18 protein-coding genes and 2 tRNA genes are annotated in these 22,875 nt (G+C 59.3%); 11 read left to right on the top strand and 9 right to left on the bottom strand.

The annotated features are described in order from the left end of the window. Nucleotides 1-49: 49 nt before the first annotated feature. The 4 genes from JBO08_RS18160 to JBO08_RS18145 form a co-directional block, all read right to left on the bottom strand. A complete protein-coding gene (locus JBO08_RS18160) occupies nucleotides 50-1,336 on the bottom strand; it encodes a virulence factor family protein (RefSeq protein WP_065874574.1) in 1,287 nt (428 codons plus the stop codon). Beyond that, nucleotides 1,336-3,978 (bottom strand): bifunctional lysylphosphatidylglycerol flippase/synthetase MprF, encoded by a 2,643-nt coding sequence (mprF, locus tag JBO08_RS18155; RefSeq protein ID WP_065874575.1) that lies wholly within the window; start codon nucleotides 3,976-3,978, stop codon nucleotides 1,336-1,338. The genes JBO08_RS18160 and mprF overlap by 1 nt, the downstream gene beginning before the upstream one ends. Before the next feature lie 278 nt (nucleotides 3,979-4,256). Continuing rightward, a tRNA-Met gene (locus tag JBO08_RS18150) sits at nucleotides 4,257-4,333 on the bottom strand. A gap of 195 nt (nucleotides 4,334-4,528) precedes the next feature. Further along, nucleotides 4,529-4,605, bottom strand: a tRNA-Met gene (locus JBO08_RS18145). 278 nt (nucleotides 4,606-4,883) lie between these two features. Between JBO08_RS18145 and dinB the strand changes: the two genes are divergently transcribed. Continuing rightward, entirely contained in the window at nucleotides 4,884-5,942 is a 1,059-nt protein-coding gene (gene dinB / locus JBO08_RS18140; RefSeq protein ID WP_220074395.1) for a DNA polymerase IV, read from the top strand. Between the two features lie 131 nt (nucleotides 5,943-6,073). Here the strand turns inward: dinB and JBO08_RS18135 are convergent, their stop codons facing one another. The 4 genes from JBO08_RS18135 to JBO08_RS18120 all read right to left on the bottom strand — a co-directional run bounded on the left by JBO08_RS18135 (nucleotide 6,074) and on the right by JBO08_RS18120 (nucleotide 10,913). Continuing rightward, nucleotides 6,074-7,027 (bottom strand): hypothetical protein, encoded by a 954-nt coding sequence (locus JBO08_RS18135; protein WP_049711690.1) that lies wholly within the window; start codon nucleotides 7,025-7,027, stop codon nucleotides 6,074-6,076. 20 nt (nucleotides 7,028-7,047) lie between these two features. Then, complete coding sequence (locus tag JBO08_RS18130; protein WP_220074394.1) at nucleotides 7,048-8,763, bottom strand: proline--tRNA ligase; 1,716 nt, start codon at nucleotides 8,761-8,763, stop codon at nucleotides 7,048-7,050. Between the two features lie 211 nt (nucleotides 8,764-8,974). Then, nucleotides 8,975-10,507 carry an AmpG family muropeptide MFS transporter gene (locus JBO08_RS18125; protein WP_065874578.1) on the bottom strand — a complete coding sequence of 511 codons (1,533 nt, stop codon included), beginning with the start codon at nucleotides 10,505-10,507 and terminating at the stop codon, nucleotides 8,975-8,977. Between the two features lie 43 nt (nucleotides 10,508-10,550). Continuing rightward, nucleotides 10,551-10,913, bottom strand: a complete 363-nt coding sequence (locus JBO08_RS18120) for an MGMT family protein (RefSeq protein WP_220074393.1) — start codon at nucleotides 10,911-10,913, stop codon at nucleotides 10,551-10,553. 141 nt (nucleotides 10,914-11,054) lie between these two features. Between JBO08_RS18120 and JBO08_RS18115 the strand changes: the two genes are divergently transcribed. The 10 genes from JBO08_RS18115 (at nucleotide 11,055) to JBO08_RS18070 (ending at nucleotide 19,785) form a co-directional block, all read left to right on the top strand. Further along, the gene (locus JBO08_RS18115; protein WP_065889950.1) at nucleotides 11,055-12,062 is read left to right on the top strand and encodes a DUF481 domain-containing protein; all 1,008 of its coding nucleotides are present in this window, start codon (nucleotides 11,055-11,057) and stop codon (nucleotides 12,060-12,062) included. Nucleotides 12,063-12,178: 116 nt separating this feature from the next. Beyond that, nucleotides 12,179-12,910 (top strand): HugZ family protein, encoded by a 732-nt coding sequence (locus JBO08_RS18110; protein WP_065874581.1) that lies wholly within the window; start codon nucleotides 12,179-12,181, stop codon nucleotides 12,908-12,910. Nucleotides 12,911-12,976: 66 nt separating this feature from the next. Then, nucleotides 12,977-13,453 carry an FxsA family protein gene (locus JBO08_RS18105; RefSeq protein WP_016971150.1) on the top strand — a complete coding sequence of 159 codons (477 nt, stop codon included), beginning with the start codon at nucleotides 12,977-12,979 and terminating at the stop codon, nucleotides 13,451-13,453. A gap of 246 nt (nucleotides 13,454-13,699) precedes the next feature. Next, a complete protein-coding gene (gene groES, locus JBO08_RS18100) occupies nucleotides 13,700-13,996 on the top strand; it encodes a co-chaperone GroES (RefSeq protein ID WP_003175874.1) in 297 nt (98 codons plus the stop codon). A 50-nt stretch (nucleotides 13,997-14,046) separates the two neighbouring features. After that, nucleotides 14,047-15,693: a chaperonin GroEL gene (groL, locus tag JBO08_RS18095; protein WP_049711696.1), complete on the top strand. Its 1,647-nt coding sequence runs from the start codon at nucleotides 14,047-14,049 to the stop codon at nucleotides 15,691-15,693. Between the two features lie 321 nt (nucleotides 15,694-16,014). Further along, nucleotides 16,015-16,698, top strand: a complete 684-nt coding sequence (colR, locus tag JBO08_RS18090; RefSeq protein ID WP_049711697.1) for a two-component system response regulator ColR — start codon at nucleotides 16,015-16,017, stop codon at nucleotides 16,696-16,698. Next, nucleotides 16,688-17,968 (top strand): HAMP domain-containing sensor histidine kinase, encoded by a 1,281-nt coding sequence (locus tag JBO08_RS18085; protein ID WP_065874582.1) that lies wholly within the window; start codon nucleotides 16,688-16,690, stop codon nucleotides 17,966-17,968. Before colR ends, JBO08_RS18085 begins: the two co-directional genes overlap by 11 nt. Nucleotides 17,969-18,156: 188 nt before the next feature. Beyond that, nucleotides 18,157-18,837 carry a class I SAM-dependent methyltransferase gene (locus JBO08_RS18080; protein WP_065874583.1) on the top strand — a complete coding sequence of 227 codons (681 nt, stop codon included), beginning with the start codon at nucleotides 18,157-18,159 and terminating at the stop codon, nucleotides 18,835-18,837. 4 nt (nucleotides 18,838-18,841) lie between these two features. Then, nucleotides 18,842-19,561, top strand: a complete 720-nt coding sequence (locus JBO08_RS18075; protein ID WP_065874584.1) for a lipopolysaccharide kinase InaA family protein — start codon at nucleotides 18,842-18,844, stop codon at nucleotides 19,559-19,561. Next, nucleotides 19,558-19,785 carry a hypothetical protein gene (locus tag JBO08_RS18070; protein WP_049711701.1) on the top strand — a complete coding sequence of 76 codons (228 nt, stop codon included), beginning with the start codon at nucleotides 19,558-19,560 and terminating at the stop codon, nucleotides 19,783-19,785. Before JBO08_RS18075 ends, JBO08_RS18070 begins: the two co-directional genes overlap by 4 nt. 61 nt (nucleotides 19,786-19,846) lie before the next feature. On the opposite strand, the gene JBO08_RS18065 is transcribed toward JBO08_RS18070, so the two are convergent. Further along, the gene (locus JBO08_RS18065; RefSeq protein WP_065874585.1) at nucleotides 19,847-22,873 is read right to left on the bottom strand and encodes a multidrug efflux RND transporter permease subunit; all 3,027 of its coding nucleotides are present in this window, start codon (nucleotides 22,871-22,873) and stop codon (nucleotides 19,847-19,849) included. Nucleotides 22,874-22,875: the final 2 nt, after the last annotated feature.

The following is a 22,875-nucleotide window of genomic DNA, read 5'->3' as shown; positions in this document are numbered from 1 at the left end:
GAGCGGCGAACCGCCGCTCCCACATTTTTAATCCGTGTACAGCCTGAAGTTACTCGGCTTTATCCTTGGCCTGGTGCTTCACAATGATATCCACCAAGCGCTTGGCCAGCGCCGGGTAGTTCTCATCGAAGTGATGCCCACCTGGCAGCTTCAGCGCTTCACCCACGGCAGTCTTGTCTGTGCAGCCGCTCTCATCGACTTCTTCCGCACCGTAGATGCACACCACTTTCTCCGGCGGCAGCTTGGCCATTTCCGGGCCCGTAGCGGCCTCTTTACCGGCGTTACCCAGCCAACCTTCCACTTCGATTTCAAAGCTGCCGGTGCGTGCGAAAGCCAGCAAGATAATCGCATCGACCCGCTGCTGTTCGTTTTCCGGCATACGGTTGTAGATGGCCGGCAATACATCGGCACCGAATGAATAACCGGTCAGTACGAAGCGCTTGGTGCCCCACTTCTGACGGTAGTGTTGCATCAGCTCGGTGAGGTCCTTGGCGCTTTGTTCCGGGGTCTTGTGCTGCCAGTAGTAGCGCAGGGTGTCGATGCCGACGACGGGGTAGCCGATCTTGGCCATTTCGCCGGCCACGTCGCGGTCCAGGTCACGCCAGCCGCCATCACCGGAGAGGAACAGGGTGACGGTGTCCTTTGCCTGACCGGCCGGCACTTCAACCACCGGAATCGCCAGACCGCCGTTGTCCGAGCCCACCAGTTGCTTGCGCAGCTCGTTGTTCAGCACTTGCGGGTAGTGAATGTCGTAGTCGCTGATGCTGGTGGTGGCGCGCGGTGTATCGCGTACGAAACTGGCGCTTTCATCGTCAGGGTTGTCGTTCCAGGCCACCAACCAATTGCCGTGCGCGGCGGTTTTCGGCAGTGGGTCCTTGCAACCTTCCTGCACCAAAGCGAAGCCGACGGAGATGGCATTGGCCTTGTCGTCATTCTGGGTCGCCAGCCAGCGCCAGGCGAGGGCTGCGCCTGGGCCGATGCCACTGACCAGAGTGGCCGGGCCCTTGAGCTGGCCCAGGGCGCTTTGCAGCGCTTGTTCCTGCAGCTTGCAGTCATCCTTGGGCAAGATCACCTGAACAATCTGCGCCTTGCCGCCCTGGCTCAGAGCGATCAGTTGGCTGTCGGTCAGGATTTCGTCGGCCATTACGGCCACGGCCACACGGGCTTTCGGCGTGCCATTGGGCGTCACGCGGGTCATCACCGAGCCATCGGCCTGGGGCAGTTGCTCCAGGGTCGGCTGCGGGGCAGGGCGGTTCCAGTACCAAAAGCCGCCGCCTGCGATCAAGGCGAGCAGCACTACAGAGGCCAATACATACCGCCAGGAACGTCGAATCATCAGCGTTTCACCAATCCAGTCAAGCCGCCCGCGATCAGGGCGGCGGTATCGGCCAGTGCCACCAGCGGATCAAGTCCTGCGGGCACGGCCATGTAACGGGGTTCCCAGTCAGGCTGGAACTTGTCTTTGAAGCGGCGCAAACCTTGGAAGTTATACAGTTGCTCGCCACGGCGGAACACCATCGAACCCAGGCGTTGGGTCAACGGCGCGCCGCGGCGTGGCTGCAGGCCCGACAACGGCACCATGCCGAGGCTGAAGCGGGCGTAGCCGTGACTCTTATAATGTTGAATCAGGCCGACCATCATGAATTCCATGGTCAGCTTGGGTGCGTCAGGGTGGGCGCGCATCAGGTCGAGACTGGCCAGATCGTGGTTGTAGGTCTCGAGCAAGTTGGCGAAGGCCACCGGGTTCCCTTCGAAGCGAATGATCGCGATGCGAAAGTGCTTGAGGTAGTCGTCGCTGAAGCGTCCCAGGGAAAAGCCTTTTTCCCGTACGTTCTTGCCGGTCAGCCAGGCATCCGAGATCACTTTGAGCGCGTCCATCGGTGCCGTGCCCGGTTCAAAGATCTCCAGGGACAGGCCGTCGCGGGTGCCACGGTTCCAGGTATAGCGCAGGTCCTTCATCTCTTTGCCCTTGGCTTCCAGGTCAAAGCGTTTCAGGTCGACGCGGGCTTCTTCACCCAGTTTGATCGCGGTAAGGCCGATGTCCATGTAGTACGGCAGGTTCTCTGCGCGCACTTGATAGAACACTGGGCGCGCGTGATGGATGTCGCACAGGTCGCGGAACTGCCAGATCATCTCGGCGCGTGGCTGGGTCGGGCCGATCGGGTCGTACAAGGCTACCAGGCTGCGCCCGCGACGGGCGTACATGAGGAAAGCTTCATCATTGGGATGGAACAGCAGCGCCTTGTCGCCGGTGAGCGCCAGGCCGCCGTCGGGTTGGGACGAGGCCATCAGGATCTTGCTGGCGCGCTCGAGCTCGTCGGGCGTCGGCAGGTGGATCACCGGGCGCGCGGTGCGTAACAGCCAGGTCAGGGACACGATCACCAGCAGGACGGCGGCGCCCAACAGCGAGCGCAAACCACGGGGCGCGTTGGCGTCCAGGGTGAACTGCCACCACAACTGGTGGCTGTACGGCACGTCTTGATAAGCGAACAGCAGCAGCCAGATCGAAGCCCCCAGCACGCACACGCTTGCCACCAGGTACAGCGGCGAGAAGGGCAGCTCGGTGAGGCGGCTGGCGCGGTAGAACGAGCGTCGGAAAATCGCCAGCAGGATCGCGGTCATGGTCATCAAGCTGGCTTCTTCCCAGTCGAAACCCTTGAGCAGCGAGAGCAACGCACCGGTCAGCAGCAGCACCATGGTCAGCATCCAGGCGGCTGACAAGCGTCGACGCAGGCCCTGGGCCAGCAACAGGCACAGCACGCCGATCAGGCTGGCGCCAAAGTGCGAGGCGTCAATCAGGCGGTGGGGAATCAGGAAGCCGATGTTTTCCAGGCGTGAGTCGATTTCGGGCGTGGCGCCAGAAAACAGCAGGACCACGCCGGACAAAAAAACCAGTACGGCCAGTACTGGCGCTGCCAGCCCCGAGGCGACCCGCAGGCTTTGCTGGGTCTGGAACAGACGCTGCGCTTCGTTGACCAGCAGGAACACACAGGCAATCAACAGCGGCAGCACCACGTAGATCATGCGGTACAGCAGCAGGGCCGCGGCCAATGGCGCGGCGCCCAGTTTGTCGGCGAAGGCGGCGAGCAGAATCGCTTCGAATACGCCAACCCCGCCCGGTACATGACTGAGTACGCCGGCTGCCAGGGCCAGCAGGTACACCAACAGGAAGGGGCCGAAGGGCGGCGCTTCCGGCAACAACAGATAAAGGACGGTGGCAGCGGCGGCGACGTCCAGTGCGGTGATGATCAGTTGCAGGAAGGTCAAACGCCGGCCCGGCAGACGCAGGGTACGGCGGCCAGCTTTTACCAGCAGGTTATCCGGGTAGGGTTGCTCCGGCAGGCGACGGCGATAAATGCCGATGCACAGCGCGGCCGACAACAGCAACACGGCGCCGGCAATGCCGCCCAGCAACCCTTGCGACAGATGCAAATAAGTGGAGGCCGCCGGCAAGTTACTCAAGGTGGCCAGTGCCGCCAGCGGCGGCAGGGCGCAGCCCAGGGCCAGGCTGGCGAACACGGTCATGTGCGCCACTTCTGAAGCCCCGATGCCATGGCGCGCATATAAACGATAACGCACCGAACCGCCCGAGAGCATGGACAGGCCAATCGCATTGCCGATGGCAAACGCGGTAAAGCCGCCCAAGGCCAGGGTCTTGGCGGGCAGTTGTACGCCCGCGTAGCGCGCGCCGGAAAATTCGTAGCCTAATAGAATGACGAAGCCGGCGACACCTGCGGCAAACGCACCGAGCAGGGCGGGCCTGGGCACTTCCAGGATCGAATCGTGGAGGGCGTAAAGATCCAGTTCCAGCAGCAGGTGTCGGCAGGCGATCAACGCGATGGCGAACAGCAATAGTGTGACGGCCAGCCCGATGGGTTGCCGGTATTTGCTCACCAGATCCAGCCAACGCAAACGAGCGGGAGGGATCGGTTGTTCTGCTGTAACAGTGTCTTGTGGTTCAGACGAGTTGGCGCGCATCAATCACCTCGTGGATTGTGCGCGACAGGATGGAGGTATCCAGCCAAGTTACCAATCCCTATGGACAAAATAATTACAAATATTAACGCGTATCACCGGGGGCGGCGACAGCGGCCATTGGTCGTAGAGGGGAGCACTGAGCATTGAGCATAGCTCGCAATGAGATGGACTCTACAAACCGTGTACGGTTTCATGAAAGATGCCATGCCATTGTTTCAGAAGAACTTTTTCACCGGATACAAAAAAGGCCACTCTTTCGAGTAGCCTTTTTTGATGTTTGGTTGCGGGAGCCGGATTTGAACCGACGACCTTCGGGTTATGAGCCCGACGAGCTACCAGACTGCTCCATCCCGCGTCTGTGGGCGGCATTCTACAGCCCAGCGGCGGGGTGTCAACCGTTAATGGATGTATCGGTCAAATAAGTGTGAATTAATCCACTGAGCCGCCGCCAAGTACGATAAGTGTGCGATAGGCTTGAATTTTTGTCCGACAATCAAAAAACTGACAGGCACAAAAAAGGCCACTCTTTCGAGTAGCCTTTTTTGATGTTTGGTTGCGGGAGCCGGATTTGAACCGACGACCTTCGGGTTATGAGCCCGACGAGCTACCAGACTGCTCCATCCCGCGTCTGTGTGTCGGCATTCTACAGAGGATCGCGAGTGTGTCAACCCGTGTTCTGAAGAAAAGCGCTTGTGGTTCAATCGGTTAGCTCTCCATCGCTGTACGTGGATGCGCTGGAAGCCAGTCTGGCCAAGGGTTTCGGCTCTATCGGAATGCCAAATTCGATTGAGAAAATAAATTCATCTACGAATTTTCCTACCGTTCAAACGGAAGAATCAAACTACTGGTGCTATATACAGGTGTGAGTGCGATACTGGCCACCCGTAGTTTCACACCCTGTTTATATGACGCAGCGCAAAATCATCCACGTTGACTGTGATTGCTTCTACGCCGCCATCGAGATGCGCGATGACCCGAGCCTTGCGCAAAACCCGCTGGCGGTGGGTGGCTCGGCTGACCGGCGCGGGGTGATCGCTACCTGCAACTATGAGGCGCGGGCCTATGGCGTGCGCTCGGCCATGTCGTCACGCCACGCGTTGAAGCTGTGCCCGGACCTGACCATCGTCAAGCCGCGCATGGACGCCTATAAGGAAGCGTCGAAGGAAATCCAGACGATCTTTCGCGACTACACCGACCTGATCGAACCGCTGTCGCTGGATGAAGCCTATCTGGACGTGTCTGACTGTACGCATTTCGGCGGCAGTGCCACGCGCATCGCCCAGGACATTCGCCGCCGCGTCTCCAACCAGTTGCATATCACCGTGTCTGCCGGTGTCGCGCCGAATAAATTCCTGGCCAAGATCGCCAGCGACTGGAAGAAACCCAATGGGTTGTTTGTGATTACCCCGGACCAGGTCGAAGACTTTGTCTCGCAGTTGCGTGTGAGCAAATTGCACGGCGTGGGTAAAGTCACGGCAGACAAACTGGCGCGCCTGGGAATTGAAGACTGCCTGCAACTGCGTGAGTGGAACAAGCTGGCGCTGGTGCGGGAATTTGGCAGCTTTGGCGAGCGACTGTGGAGCCTGGCGCGTGGGGTTGATGACCGCGCAGTGCACAACGATAGCCGTCGGCAATCCATCAGTGTGGAAAATACCTACGATGTGGACCTGCCGGATCTTTCAAGCTGCCTGGCAAAGCTTCCCGAACTGATGGAAACCCTGGCCGGGCGTATGGCGCGAATCGACAGCAGTTATCGGGCGGGCAAGCCGTTCGTTAAAGTGAAGTTTCATGACTTTACCCAGACGACACTGGAGCAGGCAGGGGCAGGGCGGGATTTGGAGAGTTATCAACAGCTGCTGACGCAGGCGTTTAACCGGGGTGGGAAGCCGGTGCGGTTGTTGGGGATTGGGGTGCGGTTGCTGGATTTAAGCAACGGCAACGAACAACTCGAGTTCTCCTGGTAGTAACCCAAAACCAAATGTGGGAGCGGGCTTGCTCGCGAATGCGGTAGATCAGTCAATACATCTGGTGACTGGCACTCCTTATTCGCGAGCAAGCCCGCTCCCACATTTAGATCTGCGACATTTGTGGAGTCTCAGCGTGCGCCTGGATCGGCAACGAGACGCCCCGCATCCTTGGTCAGCGCCTGCAGGAATTCCTGCTGCAACTCGGGATCATTGCGGGTCAGTTCGATCAGGCTTTGTTCCAGTTCGCTGGCTTCTTCTTCCAGGCCCAGCTCTGACAGACGCTTGACCCGGTGCACCCACTGGCTGACTTCATCGTCTTCCAGGTCGTCGTAGATCAGGCCGTGGGCTTCCAGCAACTTGCCGCGCAGCGTGCTGCTGATCGCCAGTGTCGAGTCCGAATGCACGTCGTCCTGGCCATCTTCCACGCTGATCTTCAAGGTCGTGACGCGGTTAAGGTCCTGCTCGGCAAACGGGCTGTCCAACAGGTTCAGGCGCAAGACGCCGTTGCGGTCGGTGGTCAACTCATGCACTTGCTTGCCCGCAGTAACCTGCACCGGGCGTTCGCTCCAGGGCAGGCTCGAATACTCCACGCGCTTGTCGCGCTGGACTTCATCGATACCGGCCAGGTTCTGTTGCGCACGGCCATGGGATTGTACGTTCATGAACGGGTTGAGGCCGTCTACGCCGTAGGTCAGCCAGTCGTGGGTCATGCTGGTAGGCAGGTTGCCGAGGGCGAAGATATTCGCCACGTTAGCCCCCGCACCCGCCACCAAGGCGACCGTGCCCAAAGGCACTTCATAGAGTTCGCGCCAGGGTTGGTAGGGGGTGTAGCGGTCGTAACGACGGGTGACTTCGAACTCGGTGACCTCGAAGGTCTTTTGCTCGTGAATGCGCACTCGGCGTTGCGGCAGCTCCAGCACTTTGGGGTCGCCTACATCGATCTGCAGGCTGTGGTCGAGCAACTTACGCTCGACCCGCTCCTCGTGCTCACTGCGTTGCGACATCTGGTTGGCGCAGCCGCTGACCAGCAAGGCGCCGCACAAGGCGGCGCCCCCCAGGGCTCTGGTGTTTCGCTTGAACATGACTTCTCTTGATCTGGTTTTCAGCGACGAATACGCGCCTGAAGGAAAGACAGCACGTCAGCCACCGGCAACGGTTGGGCTTCGGCTTCGGTCCGGCTCTTGTATTCCAGATTGCCATCCGCCAGGCCGCGGTCACTGACCACGATCCGGTGTGGGATGCCAATCAGTTCCATGTCGGCGAACTTGATGCCCGGGCTGGTTTTCTTGTCCCGGTCATCCAGCAACACTTCAAAACCGGCGGCCGTCAGTTCGGCATACAGTTTGTCGGTGGCTTCGCGTACTTGCTCGGTTTCATAGCGCAGCGGTACCAGGGCGACCTGGAACGGCGCCAGGGCGTCACTCCAGATGATGCCTTTCTCGTCGTTGTTCTGCTCGATGGCAGCTGCAACCACGCGCGAAACGCCAATGCCGTAGCAGCCCATTTCCAGGGTGATCGGCTTGCCGTTCTCGCCCAGCACTTCGCACTTCATGGCCTTGCTGTACTTATTGCCCAGCTGGAAGATGTGCCCGACTTCGATGCCGCGCTTGATCTCCAGGGTACCTTTGCCATCCGGGCTCGGGTCACCAGCGACCACATTACGCAGGTCGGCCACGGTCGGAACCGGCAGGTCACGCTCCCAGTTCACGCCGAAGTAATGCTTGTCGTCGATGTTCGCGCCAATACCGAAGTCGCTCATCAGCTCGACCGAACGGTCGATGATAATTGGCAACGGCAGGTTCAGTGGGCCCAGGGAACCAGCACCAGCGCCAATGGCGTCGCGCAGTTCGGCATCACTGGCCATGACCAGTGGGTTGGCCACGCCAGGTTGCTGGGCGGCTTTGATTTCGTTGAGTTCGTGGTCGCCACGGATCACCAGGGCGATCAGCTTGCCTTCTTCTTCGGCGCGCACGATCAGGGTCTTGATGGTCTTTTCAATCGGCAGATTGAATTTTTCCACCAGGGCCGTGATGGTCTTGGTCTCTGGCGTGTCTACCAGGCGCAGCTCTTCGGCCGGTGCAGGGCGGGACGTTTCCCGTGGCACGGCTTCGGCTTTCTCGATGTTTGCTGCGTAGTCGGAACCGTTGCTGAACACGATATCGTCTTCGCCGGATTCGGCCAGTACGTGGAATTCGTGGGAGCCGGCACCACCGATGGAACCGTTGTCCGCTTCTACCGGACGGAATTTCAGGCCCAGGCGCGTGAACACGTTGCAATAGGCCTGGTGCATGCGGTCGTAAGTGACCTGCAGGGAAGCCTGGTCGGCGTGGAACGAATACGCGTCCTTCATAATGAATTCACGGCCGCGCATCAAGCCGAAGCGTGGGCGGATTTCATCACGGAATTTGGTCTGGATCTGATACAGGTTCAGCGGCAGCTGTTTATAGCTGCTCAGCTCGTTGCGCATCAGGTCGGTGATCACTTCTTCATGGGTCGGGCCGGCGCAGAAATCGCGGCCATGACGGTCCTTGAAGCGCAGCAACTCAGGGCCGTACTCTTCCCAGCGCCCGGATTCCTGCCACAGTTCAGCCGGTTGGGTGCTCGGCATCAACACTTCCAGAGAGCCGGCAGCGTTCATTTCTTCACGAACGATGGCTTCGACCTTGCGCATCACCTTCAAGCCCATGGGCAGCCAGGTGTACAGGCCCGAGGCCAGTTTGCGGATCATGCCGGCGCGCAGCATCAGCTGATGGCTGATCACGACCGCATCGGAAGGCGTTTCTTTCTGTGTGGCGAGCAAATATTGACTGGTGCGCATGGTAGGCCGTTGTCGGTTGCTTGGACTTGAAATGACGCTGGATTGTACGGGCGGTTGCCGCCGGAGTACAGGCATCAGGTTGCGGGGTGTTTCTGTCGGAACCGTGCTTGTGTGGGAGCTGGCTTGCCTGCGGTTCAGGCGACGCGGTGTATCTGTAGCACCGAGGCGACATCATCGCAGGCAAGCCAGCTCCCACATAGATCGAGGTGTATCAGTCGTCTACCGGGGGATTCAACCGAATCCGCCGATTCTCCTGATACCAATGCAGTGCAATCAGCAGCAGTGTCGGTACACCCAGCATGCAGGTGATCAGGAAGAAATTATGGTAGCCGAACTTCTCCACCATTACCCCCGAATACCCGCCGATCAGGCGCGGCAGCAACAGCATGATCGAGCTGAGCAGCGCGTATTGGGTGGCGGAGAACTTGAGGTTGGTCAGGCTCGACAAATAGGCCACAAACGCCGATGTGGCCATGCCCGAGCTGAAGTTATCCAGGGAAATCGTGAAAATCAGCATCTGCAGGTCCGGGCCCATGTCGGCGAGCGCCACGAACAGCAGGTTGGTGCCGGCAGAGAACACGCCGCCGATGAACAGGATTGGCAGGATACCGAAGCGCACAATCAGCAGGCCGCCCATGCCGGCGCCGACCAGGGTCATGATCAGGCCGAAGATCTTGCTGACCCCGGCGATCTGGTCCTTGGTAAAGCCTTGGTCGATGTAGAACACGTTGGCCATCACGCCCATCACGGTGTCAGACATGCGATAGGTGGCGATCAGCCCCAGCAGCAGTAATGCTTGCCAGCGATAGCGCAGGATGAAGTCGTTGACCGGCGTCAACACCGGCGCCAGGCCCCGGCGACCCATGGCCGAGAGGCACAGTGCGGTGAGCGTGATATAGAGAATGGCGCGCAGGAACGCACGGTCATCCATCAGCAGGTCCCACAGGCTCATGCCGTGGAACAGCACGCTTGCGAAATCAGTGTTGAACAGCTGGGTGAACATCGCCGGCACCGACACCAGCAATACGATCAGCACAAATACCGAGACCAGTTGATGCACGAAACTGTAGCGCCCGGCCTGCAGCTGGGTGCGCAGTGGCACATTGGGTTCGCGCATGAACAGCGTGGTCAGCAACGCAGGAACCATCAATACGCCGAACAGCACATAGGTGCCGGTCCAGGCCGAGTGTTTATAGTTGAAACCGGTGGAGCCGAAACCTTCAGCAAAAAACAGTGCACCTGCCGTGGCGAGCAGGGCGGCGATGCGATAGCCGGACATATAGCTGGCGGCCAACGCGGCCTGGCGGCTGTCATCGGCGATTTCCAGACGGTAGGCGTCGACCGCAATATCCTGGGTGGCGGACGCGAAGGCCACGACGACGGCGATAGCGATCAGCCAGGACAAATGTTTCTGCGGGTCGCAAAAGCCCATGCCGATCAATCCGAGGATCACCAGCGACTGGGCAAGGACCAGCCAGGACCGGCGTCGCCCGAGTTTACCGAGCAACGGCAGGCGCCATTGGTCGAGCAGCGGCGACCAGACCCATTTAAAGGCATAGGCCAAACCAATCAGGCTTGCATAGCCGATGGTCTCGCGGGCCACACCGGCCTCACGCAACCACACCGACAGCGTCGAGAACACCAACATGTAAGGCAAGCCGGCGGCAAAGCCGAGCAACAACAGCACTAACGTCGAGGGGCTGGCATAGGCAGCGAGCGCGGCGCGCCAGGTTTTACGGGGCATGGGCTGGAGTCTGCCTCAGGTTTGCGGAAACAAAGCGCGCACTCTAACCGCTGTGCTCTACCGGGCGCCAGCCATGGCGCTGAATATCCACGCGATTGTTGCGGACCGTGATGCCTTCATCGCGCAAACGCGCGCGTTGCTCGTCACCCGAGGCACTGCCCACCGGCAGACTTATCCGACCACCGGCACCCAGCACGCGATGCCAGGGAAGTTTGGTGTCTGCAGGCAGTTGACTCAGGGTGCGGCCTACCCAGCGCGCCGCACGCCCCAGCCCAGCCAGGTGAGCCAGCTCGCCGTAGCTGACCACGCACCCTGCGGGCACTTGCGCCAGGGTCAGGTACAGCGTAGTGCGGCGCATTTCGGCAGGGCTTTGCGGGGGCTCGGCGGGTTGATTCACTGTGCGCATATCCGTTGAGATCGGCTGACTTATTGTAAGAAACGTCTGTAACCATGGCATCGAGGATTGAACTGAATATAAATCCTTGAGTCAGTCGTATCTAACACGATAATGCCCTCTTTTCGCCAACCTCGAGCCCCGAATCCGCTTATGTTGTCCAGAACCCTGTTGTGCCTCGCTGTTTTCAGTGCCTCCACGCCCTTGCTGGCCGATACCGTCTGGTTGAAGAACGGTGACCGTCTGACTGGCAAGATCAAGGTCTTCGACGGTGGCAAGTTGCTGATCCAGACCGATTACGCGGGCGCCATTCCTGTGGACTGGAAACAGGTGAAAACCCTGGAAAGCGACCAGGAGCTGCTGGTCAAGCAAGATGCCTACACCGGCGAAAAGGCCAAGTCCCTGAAACCGGCGGATGAAGGCAAAGTGGTGCTGGCCAATGGCGAGGCGCCAAAGACCGTCGAGCTGGCAAGCATTCAGCAGATCCTCAAGCCCAAGCCTGTGATCGAAGACTTGGTGTGGAAGGGCAATGTCGACATGGCTCTGGACTACAAGCGCGCCGAAAAAGATACCAACGACTATGACATCGACTTCAAGACCACCGCGCGGCATGGCCAATGGCGCCACACCGGGCAGGGCGAGTACAACCGCGAGTTCCAGGACGACGTGACCACCACCGACAACTGGGCGTTGGAATATGACCTGGACCGCTTCCTGACCGAGCATTGGTTCTGGCAGGGACGCTTGACTTACAAGCGTGACAAGGTTGAAGACCTGGCTCGCCAGCGTACCGTCGGTACCGGCCCTGGCTACCAGTTCTGGGATGATGAGCTGGGGGCATTCTCCCTGGGGTCGCTCGTCAACCGCACCGATTACGAATACGCCGAAGGCGGCAAGGACAACTTCTATTCCCTGGCCATGAAGTGGAACTACAACCGCTACCTGGTGGGCAAGACCGTTGAATTCTTCACGAATGGCGAATTGGGCAAACCTATCGATGGCCCAGCGGAATACTCCCTGGATGCGGAAATGGGCCTGCGCTACAAAGTCACCGAGTGGGCTTCGCTCAACCTCAAGGCTGAACGCGACGTCATCAGTGGCGACTCGGAAAGCAGCCTGAGCAAAACCCGCTACACCGCAGGGTTCGGCGTGGCCTGGTAACACCCTTCGACAAATCCCGGCAGGGGGGGCTCTGGCAACCGGCGCGTAGATTGATTACCTTGTGTTGAGATCCATTCCCATAAGTCATGGGCGGCTGAATACCCGAGGAGCCAACGTTGAGCGCACAGGTTGCCAAGAACGCCCGAGAGCTGTTGCTCAAGGAATACCGTGGGGCTCTCGCCACACAGTCCAAAGCCATGCCGGGTTTCCCTTTTGGTTCGGTCGTGCCGTATTGCCTGGACGAGCAGGGCCGTCCGCTGATCCTCATCAGCCGTATTGCCCAGCACACCCACAACCTGCAAAAAGACCCAAAGTGTTCGTTGCTGGTAGGTGAGCGTGAGGCGGATGACGTGCAGGCCGTCGGGCGCCTCACCTACCTCGCTGAGGCCGTAAAACTCCAGGAGGGCGCTGCCATCGAGGCAGCGGCCGAGCGTTATTACCGCTACTTCCCCGATTCGGCCAACTACCACCAAGCCCACGACTTCGACTTCTGGGTGCTCAAGCCGGTGCGCCACCGTTACATCGGCGGCTTTGGGGCGATTCACTGGGTCGACCAGTTGACCCTGGCCAACCCGTTCGCGGGTGCGGCTGAGCGCAGCATGATCGAACACATGAACAGCGATCACACCAAAGCCATTGCCCACTACGTCGACTTGGCCGGTTTGCCGACTTCCGAGCCTGCGCAGTTGGCCGGTATCGACAGCGAAGGCATGCACCTGCGTATCGGCCAATCCTTATATTGGTTACCGTTCGCAGAGCCTTGCAACACTCCGACACAAGTGCGCGAAGCCCTGGTTTCATTGGCGCACGCTGACGTCTGGCCGAAAAAAGAAGCCGCTGACGCTTGAATTCACGAAATGGCGACGTCATCTAAGGTGGACTGGCAAGGCATTCTTGCGTTGAGGAACCATTTGATGCGCCCTTTTTTATTGCTCTTTCTGCTGTTCCCGGTGTTGGAGCTGTTCGTATTCGTTCAAGTCAGCAGTGCGATCGGGTTTTTCCCGGCCCTGCTGTTGATCATTCTCGGCTCGATGCTCGGCGTATTGGTGCTGCGCGTCGCCGGCCTGGCCACGGCGCTGCGTGCCCGTGAAAGCCTGAATCGTGGCGAGCTGCCCGCACAGACCATGCTTGAAGGCCTGATGATGGCCCTGGCCGGTGGCCTGTTGATCCTGCCGGGATTTATCAGCGATGTGGTCGGCCTGGTGATGTTGCTGCCAGTCACTCGCAAGCTGCTTGCCGGCAAGATGCGTCAGCGTGCCGAAGAGGCGGCGATTCGCCAGCGTGCGTTCGCCGATGACCTGCAACCTCGTGGCGGTCCGGCTCCGCGCCAGCCACTGGGGCGTGAAGGTGATGTGATCGAAGGCGAATTCGAACACCGCGACAGCAAATAACCGCTTCACTGGCACGGCACCTCTGGGTGCCGTGTTGCTTTGAGCCGTCGACACACTCAAAAAATTTCCGTCGAGGCCCTTGTAATAAGCTTATGCGCCCTTATGTAACGGTCACCGCAAGGTTTCTGGTGGTGACATCAGACAGACTTCCGCGTCTTGCTTGGCGAGGCGCGACCGGCACCGCCGGAATACAACCTGCCGGTACTGATACCGGCCGATGAAAAACACAATTAGGAGAGATCGACAATGAGCAAGCTTCGTCCTCTGCACGACCGCGTCGTAATCCGTCGCAGCGAAGAAGAAAAGAAAACCGCTGGCGGTATCGTTCTGCCAGGTTCGGCTGCTGAAAAAGCCAACCACGGTGTGATCGTCGCTGCAGGCCCAGGCAAGACCCTGGAAAACGGTGATGTGCGTGCGCTGGCCGTTAAAGTCGGTGACAAGGTTGTATTTGGTCCTTACTCCGGCAGCAACACTGTGAAAGTCGACGGCGAAGACCTGCTGGTTATGGCTGAGAACGAGATTCTCGCTGTTCTGGAAGACTGATTTCCCCGCTCATTTTCCCGTTACTCCAAAGTATTTAAGGAATATCGATCATGGCTGCTAAAGAAGTTAAATTCGGCGATTCCGCCCGCAAAAAAATGCTCACCGGTGTCAACATCCTGGCTGACGCAGTAAAAGCGACCTTGGGCCCTAAAGGCCGTAACGTGATCATCGAGAAGAGCTTCGGCGCTCCGACCATCACCAAGGACGGCGTTTCGGTAGCAAAAGAAATCGAACTCGAAGACCGTTTCGAAAACATGGGCGCGCAGCTGGTCAAAGACGTTGCCTCCCGTGCCAACGATGACGCAGGCGACGGCACCACCACCGCTACCGTTCTGGCTCAGGCAATCGTCAACGAAGGCTACAAAGCCGTCGCTGCCGGCATGAACCCGATGGACCTCAAGCGCGGCATCGACAAGGCGACCATCGCCATCGTTGCTGAGCTGAAAAACCTGTCCAAGCCATGCGCTGACACTAAGGCTATTGCCCAGGTAGGTACCATCTCTGCCAACTCCGACAGCTCCATCGGCGACATCATTGCCGAAGCCATGGAAAAAGTCGGCAAAGAAGGCGTGATCACCGTTGAAGAAGGCACTGGCCTGGAAAACGAACTGTCGGTTGTAGAAGGCATGCAGTTCGACCGTGGCTACCTGTCCCCGTACTTCGTCAACAAGCCTGAAACCATGGTTGCCGAGCTGGACAGCCCGCTGATCCTGCTGGTCGACAAAAAGATCTCCAACATCCGCGAAATGCTGCCAGTACTGGAAGCCGTTGCCAAAGCCGGCCGCCCACTGCTGATCGTTTCCGAAGACGTTGAAGGCGAAGCCCTGGCGACGCTGGTTGTGAACAACATGCGCGGCATCGTTAAAGTCGCAGCCGTCAAGGCTCCAGGCTTCGGCGACCGTCGCAAGGCCATGCTGCAGGACATCGCTGTTCTGACCGGCGGTACCGTTATCTCCGAAGAGATCGGCCTGAGCCTGGAAAGCGCCACCCTGGAAAACCTGGGTAGTGCCAAGCGCGTGACCATTTCCAAGGAAAACACCATCATCGTTGACGGTGCTGGCGTTGAAGGCGACATCCAATCGCGCATCACTCAGATCCGCGCCCAGGTTGCCGAGACTTCGTCCGACTACGACCGTGAAAAACTGCAAGAGCGTCTGGCCAAGCTGTCCGGCGGCGTTGCAGTGATCAAGGTTGGCGCGGGTTCCGAAGTTGAAATGAAAGAGAAGAAAGCCCGCGTTGAAGACGCCCTGCACGCAACCCGTGCAGCCGTTGAAGAAGGCGTGGTACCTGGCGGTGGCGTTGCGCTGATCCGTGCACTGGAAGCCCTGACTAACCTGACCGGCGACAACGCTGACCAGAACGTCGGTATTGCTGTGCTGCGTCGTGCTGTTGAAGCACCGCTGCGCCAGATCGCTGCCAACTCCGGCGACGAGCCAAGCGTTGTGGTCAACGAAGTCAAGAACGGCAAAGGTAACTACGGTTACAACGCTGCGACTGGCGTCTACGGCGACATGATCGAAATGGGCATCCTGGACCCTACCAAGGTGACTCGTTCGGCATTGCAAGCTGCAGCCTCCATCGGTGGCCTGATCCTGACCACCGAAGCTGCCATTGCTGACAAGCCTAAGGCTGAAGGCGCTGGCGGTGGCGGTATGCCAGACATGGGCGGCATGGGTGGCATGGGCGGCATGATGTAAGCCAGCCTTACCCCCTTACTGAAAAAGCCCCGCCTGCAGTGATGCAGGCGGGGCTTTTTTATTGTTTGAATTTGAAATGCAGTCAACTGTGGGCGCTGGCTTGCCTGCGATGGCGCCCTGCGAACCGATGAAACGTTGAGTTAACCGCAAATTTTCCCCCTGGCACTGTCGCCACTGTGTGAAGCCATAGTGAAAATCTCGTTCACTATAAATCTTGGTTGAAAAGCTTTATCAGCGTGCCCTCCAGGCCTATCCCTGAGCCACACTTGGCCTTAAGCTGCGCGAGCCAACACGGCTGCTACCGCGTACGGAGACACTCCCATGCGAATTTTATTGGTTGAAGACAACCGCGATATCCTCGCCAACTTGGCGGATTACCTGGGGTTGAAGGGTTATACCGTTGACTGTGCGCAGGACGGTTTGTCGGGCCTGCACTTGGCTGCCACTGAACATTACGATTTGATCGTGCTCGACATCATGCTGCCCGGCATCGATGGCTACACCCTGTGCAAGCGCCTGCGCGAAGATGCGCGCCGTGACACGCCGGTGATCATGCTCACCGCCCGCGATCAACTGGATGACCGGCTGCAAGGCTTCAAGTCTGGCGCCGACGATTACCTGCTCAAACCCTTTGCCCTGTCGGAATTGGCGGCGCGGATCGAAGCCGTACTGCGCCGTGCACAGGGCGGCGGTCGTCGCACACTGCAGGTGGCTGACCTGAGCTACGACCTCGACACCCTGGAAGTCACCCGCGAAGGGCGCCTGCTCAAGCTCAACCCGGTCGGCCTGAAACTGCTGGCGGTGCTGATGCAGAAGAGCCCGCACGTGCTGCGCCGCGAAATCCTTGAAGAAGCGCTGTGGGGCGATGACTGCCCGGACAGCGACAGTCTGCGCAGCCACGTCCACCAATTGCGCCAAGTGATCGATAAACCGTTCGCCAAGCCATTGCTGCAAACCGTGCACGGCGTCGGTTATCGCTTGGCCGAGGGGCGTGATGGAGTTTAAGCAGAGCCTTGCCCAACGGATCATCATTGCCTTTGCCTTGATGAGTGCATTGGTGGCGGGCGCCTTCGCCATGGGCATCGTCGCGACTGTGCACCTGGTGGAAGAAAAACTGATCTCGGCCGGCCTGGGCGGTGACCTGCAGCGCCTGTTGCTGATGGATACCGTCGAGGACTGGCGCCACCGGCCCGAGCCGGACCAGCTGTTTTACTTCAGCGGAGGTCCCGGCGATTTTGAATTGCCCAAGGATCTGCGTCACCTCGAACCCGGTTTCCACGAAGTATTCCGCGAGTCGCTGTCTTACCACGCCATGGTTGAAGTGGTCGACGGCCGGCGCTACGTGTTGTTGCAGGACCAAAGCGATTTCGAAGAGCGCGAACGCGTGCTGTTTGCCGTGGTGCTGGTGGGTTTCGTACTCAGTCTGGCGCTGGCGGTTTTCCTGGGGTGGGTGTTGGCGCGCAAAGTGATGGCACCGGTGGTGCGCCTGGCTCGCCAAGTACGTCACCGTGACCAATTGCTGGGTTTGGCACCCCCTCTGGCGCCGGATTACGCGGCTGACGAAGTGGGTGAGCTGGCCGTGGCCTTCGATGCCACGCTGGGGCGCCTGCGTCAGGCCCTGTCTCGAGAGCAGATGTTCACCAGTGATGTCAGCCACGAGTTGCGCACCCCGTTGATGGTGCTGGCCAGTTCCTGCGAACTGCTGCTGGAAAACCCGGCCATCGATCAGCGTGGGCGTAACCAGGTCGAGCGGATCGCCCGTGCCTGTGAGGAAATGCGTGAACTGGTGCAGACCTTCCTGATGCTGGCCCGCGCGGAGCATGACGACGGCACCATGTCGCCCCAGGTCAGCCTGGAGCAGGTCGCCGATGATCTGCTCGGTATCTGGCGCGAGCCCATTGAGCGCAAGGGCCTGGAGTTGATCTACCAGCCGGGCAACCCCTTGGATACCCGGTACAACGCGACGTTCCTGCACGCGGTAATGGGCAACCTGCTGCGCAATGCCTTGCATTACACCGAACACGGTTTTATCCGCCTGACCCTGGAGCCCAGTGGTTTTGTGGTGGAAGACTCCGGTGTGGGGATTCCCGAAGACAAGCGCGAAGCGATGTTCGAGCCGTTCGTGCGCGGCAACGAGAAGCGCGGTGACGGCTTGGGCCTGGGTTTGTCTCTGGTCCAGCGCATCTGCGAGAACCAGGGCTGGAGCGTGAGCCTCAGCACCATGGAGCCCAACGGCTGCCGCTTTCATGTGCAACTGAGTCAGGTCAACGCCTGACTCCACCCCCTACCGTTATCCTGCCAGACATCACCGTAATTCGGCGAAAATGGCCCGATGCTATTGCTTGTGTCTGTAAAGTCTTGAAATGTATGGGATTGGACAGGACAAGTTTTTCACAACGGGTTGACCTGTTGATCACAGATTGCTGCTTAAGGTTGTAGGCATCAGCAACTGGAGATCCGTAGATGTCTACCCCGATAAAGCTCGAATTTTCGAAAAAGTACGACGACGAGCACGCCCACGAATATTTGCTCAAGCATCAGGACAATCTGGCACGCCGGCTGTCCCATAAGCGCGACGAGCAATTGGCCCGTGGCGCGCTGGCGATGGCCGGTGAGCCTGGCTTGGTGCTGGACCTGCCCTGCGGTGCCGGGCGCTTCTGGCCGCTGCTGGCCGAAAAACCCAACCGTGTGATCATCGGTGCTGACAATTCCGCCTCGATGTTGAAGGTGGCAACGGTCGCCCAGCCCGCCGAAGTGGTGAAACGGGTACGGCCTTTGCAAACGTCTGCGTTTGATATCGATCTGCCGGATAACGCCGTCGATAGCATTTTTTGTATGCGCCTGTTGCACCACATTGGTGATCCGGCGCATCGGCTGGCGATATTGCGGGAGTTTCAGCGTGTTACCCGTGACAGCGTGATCATTTCGCTGTGGGTCGATGGCAATTTCAAAGCCTGGAAACGCAAGCGTCTCGAAGGGCAGCGTCGCAAGAACGGTGAGCAGGAAGGTTACCAAAACAGATTTGTGTTACCGGCTGCTACTGTCGAAGCGGAGTTCGAGGAAGCCGGCTTTCGCGTTCAGGAATCCCTGGACTTCATACCGCTCTACGCCATGTGGCGGGTGTACGTATTACGCAAGAGGTAACAGGATGGCAGTTGAGTGCGTAGCAGGCAGTCACGTAGCGCCCGAAGAGCGATTCGATTATTTCTGGCGCCAGCAGGGCGAATGGGTCGAAGAGCCCAACCGCCGGCGCGGCGGTGAAAGTGGCGTGCAGCGCGTGACAAGCTCCAATGGACGTTTGCTCTATAGCAAGCGCCAGACCGGGCATATCTACCGCAGTTGGCTGCACCCCTTCGGCCGTCCCACCGTGCTGCGTGAACGCGACGCTATCAAAGGCCTGCGCCTGTTGGACGTACGCGTTCCGGAAATGGTCTTTTGCGAGGCGCGCCGCGACCCCGAGCACCGCTGGCAGGCACTGCTGGTGACCGCAGCCCTTGATGGCTTTGACGAAATTGAAAACTGGTACGCCGCCGGTGGCCGCGAGCAATACGGCGAGCAGGTGCATGAACGCGTGCTCAAGGAATTGGCTGGCACCCTGGCGCGCATGCACAAGGGGCGTTGGCAGCATGGCTGTCTGTACATCAAGCATATTTTTGTGCGGGTGACAGGCGAAGGTGATTCGGCCAATGTTGAAGTGGCGCTGCTGGATTTCGAGAAATGCCGCCAGCGCTTGACCGCTTATCGGGCAGCCTCCCATGACATGCTGCAATTGCGCCGCCATTCGTCGTGGAGCGATGCCGACTGGAAAAAACTCAGCTACTTTTACGAGACGGCGTTTGGCAGCGCTATCAAGGGTTTAACCAGATGAAGCTAGAAATAGCACGAGGTTTGTTTTTGGTCGGGGCGCTGGGCGTTGCAGCCTTGGCGCTGGCGGCGTGGGAGCAGCCTCGCACACAGGTGCTCAGCGCAATGCAGGGTGGCGCGCAATGCCCGTTGCCGCGCGTCGCCAAGGCGAGCACGGCGGTAAAGCCTGATCACGAGTTGTTGCTGTTTATGTTTGGAATGTCTCAAGGGATGAGGCCACAGAGTTGAAACGATTCAAACCCCCAGAAAAGGGCCTTGCGATGCGAGGCCCTTTTTTTGCTTTGTAGGTTCAAGGCGTATCCGGTTTGGCTAGCAGGGTGTACACGCAGGGCAATACAAACAGCGTAAACAGTGTGCCGATCGACATCCCCGTGGCAATCACCATTCCGATATCAAACCGGCTCACCGCACCTGCCCCTGTCGCGAAAATCAACGGCACCATGCCGAATACCATTGCCGCGGTGGTCATCAACACCGGCCGCAAGCGAATCGCCGCCGCTTCCTCCACTGCCTGCCGTGGTGTCAGGCCCTTGTCTTTGCGCAGTTGGTTGGCGAATTCCACGATCAGGATGCCGTGTTTGCTGATCAGGCCGATCAGTGTCACCAGGCCGACCTGGGTGTAGATGTTCATGCTCGACCAGCCCAGGAATAGCGGAATCAGCGCTCCGCAGATCGACAACGGCACTGTCACCAGGATCACCAGAGGGTCACGAAAGCTCTCGAATTGCGCCGCCAGCACCAGGAAGATGATCGCCAAGGCCAGGCCAAACGTGACCCACAGCGCCGTGCCTTCCTGGATGAATTGCCGTGACGCACCGCTGTAGTCGAACGCATAGCCGGGTGGGGTTTCTTCAAGGGCGATCTGGCGCACCGTGTCGATGGCCTCGCCCATGCTCACGATGGGAAACCCCGAGATCAGTGCCGAATTGAGTTGCTGGAACTGGTTCAATTGCCGAGGACGAGCGCGGTCGGTGAGGGTGATCAAGGTCGACAACGGCAGCAGTTCGCCCTGGTTATTCTTTACGTAGTAGTTGTTCAGCCAGTCGGGGTTGTCGCGGTAGGCGCGCTCTACCTGGGCGATCACTTTGTAGCTGCGTCCATCGAGGGTGAATCGGTTGATTTCCGCCTCGGCCAATAGCGTTGCGAGGGTGCCGCCGAGGTCTTGCATCGACACGCCCATCTGCGCGGCCTTGGCGCGGTCGATATCCACCACCACTTCGGGTTTGTCGAATGCCAAGTCGATATCGACGAAGGCAAATTTGCCTGACTCCATCGCGCGTTTCTTCACGCGGTTGGCCACTTCGAGCAACGAGGCATAATCGTTGGCCGTGTTGATCACAAAGCCAAACGGCAACCCTTCGCCCGTGCCCGGCAGGGAGGGCAGGTTGAAGCCGAATACTTGCAGGCCCGGAATCTGCTCCAGGCGGCTTTGTACCTCGGGGAGTATCTGCATCTGGGTGCGGTCGCGCTCGTTCCACGGTTTGAGCAGGAAGCCACCGATGCCCGATTGCACACCGTTGAAACCGTTGATCTGGAACGACGAGTAGTACTCCGGGAACTCCTTGAAAATCTTGATGAACTCGTCGGTGTAGGTGTTGAGGTATTCCAGGTTGGTCGGCTGCGGTGCGCTGGCCATCATGAAGATGATGCCCTGGTCTTCGTCGGGGGCCAGTTGCGACTGGGTAAACTTGAGGAACACCGGGATCAGGCACAGTACGATCAACGCAAACACGATCACCACCGGCCGCGTGTTCAGGGTGCCATGCAGCATGCGCTGGTAGCGGCGCTTGAGGCTGTCGAAAATCCGGTCGAGGCGATGGGCCAGGCCCGAAGGGTTTTCATCGTGGCGCAATAGCAGCGCGCACATCATCGGCGACAATGTCAGGGCAACAATGCCGGAGATGATCACCGCTCCCGCCAGGGTCAGGGCGAACTCCTTGAACAGTGCCCCGGTGAGCCCTTCGAGAAAACCAATGGGTGCATACACCGCCGCCAGGGTGACGGTCATCGACACCACCGGCAGGGCAATCTCCCGCGCGCCTTCCAGTGCCGCATCCAGCGGTGTCTTGCCGTCCTCGATATGCCGGTGAATGTTTTCTACCACCACGATGGCATCGTCCACCACCAGGCCGATGGCCAACACCATCGCCAACAGGGTCAGCAGGTTGATCGAGTAGCCCATCAATTGCATGAAAAACAGCACACCGATCATCGACAACGGGATGGTGATCACCGGTATCACCACTGAACGCAGGGCGCCCAGAAACAGGAATACCACCACGATCACGATCAATACGGCTTCAAACAGGGTCTTGACCACCTCGTTGATGGACGCCTGGATAAACAGCGTGGCGTCGTAGGCAATTTCCGCCTTGAGGTTGGGTGGGAGCTGGGATTCCAACTCCGGCATGATCTTGCGCACTTCCTTGATCACATCCAGCGGGTTGGCGCTGGGCGTGGCCTTGATGCCGATGTACACCGACGGCGTTCCGCCAAACGAGCTGATGGCGTTGTAGTTCTCCGCGCCCATTTCCACCCGGGCCACGTCGCGCAACAGGACGCGGCTGTCGCCGTCGGTCTTGACGGTGATCGCACCAAAGGCGTCGGCGGACTTGAGGTCGGTGTTGGCGTTGACGCTGGTGACCACGAACTCGCCCTTCACCTCGCCGGCGGCGGACAGGAAGTTGTAGCGGCGCACGGCGTCGGTGATGTCACTGGCGCTGAGGCCGAAGCCTGCCAGTTTCACCGGGTCGAGCCAGATGCGCATGGCGAACACCTGGTTGCCAAGGATCTCCGCCTCGGCCATGCCCGGCAGTGTGGCGAGCTTGGGCTGGATCACCCGTGACAGGTAATCGGTGATCTGCGGGTTGCTCAACTGCTGGCTGGAGAAACTGATGTACATCAGCGCCGAGGCGTCAGCGGCCTCTTTGCTTAACACTGGGTCTTCGGCGTCTTGCGGCAGTTTATTCTTCACCTCGTTGGCCTTGGCCAGCAATTCGGTGAACAGGCGGTCGCTGTTGGAACCGATGCGCGCGTAGATCGAGATCACCGAAAAGTTCTGGCGACTCACCGAGGTCATGTAGTCGATGCCTTCGGCGCTGGCCAGGCTTTGCTGCAGCGGTTGGGTGATATAGCCCTGGATGGTCTCGGCATTCGCGCCGGGGTAGGCGGTGGTCACCGTGATCAGGGCGTTTTCCATACTCGGGTATTGGCGCAGCGGCAGCTTGCTGTAGGCCTGGAAACCCAGCAGCACAATCAGCAGGCTGACCACCATGGCCAGCACCGGACGGCGGATAAAGGCGTCTGTGAACTTCATGG

The sequence above is a fragment of the Pseudomonas sp. LAP_36 genome (assembly GCF_019456785.1).
Lineage (GTDB): Bacteria > Pseudomonadota > Gammaproteobacteria > Pseudomonadales > Pseudomonadaceae > Aquipseudomonas > Aquipseudomonas tritici.
Note: the sequence above shows the minus strand (reverse complement) of the source record. Positions and strands in the feature narration are given on the sequence as shown.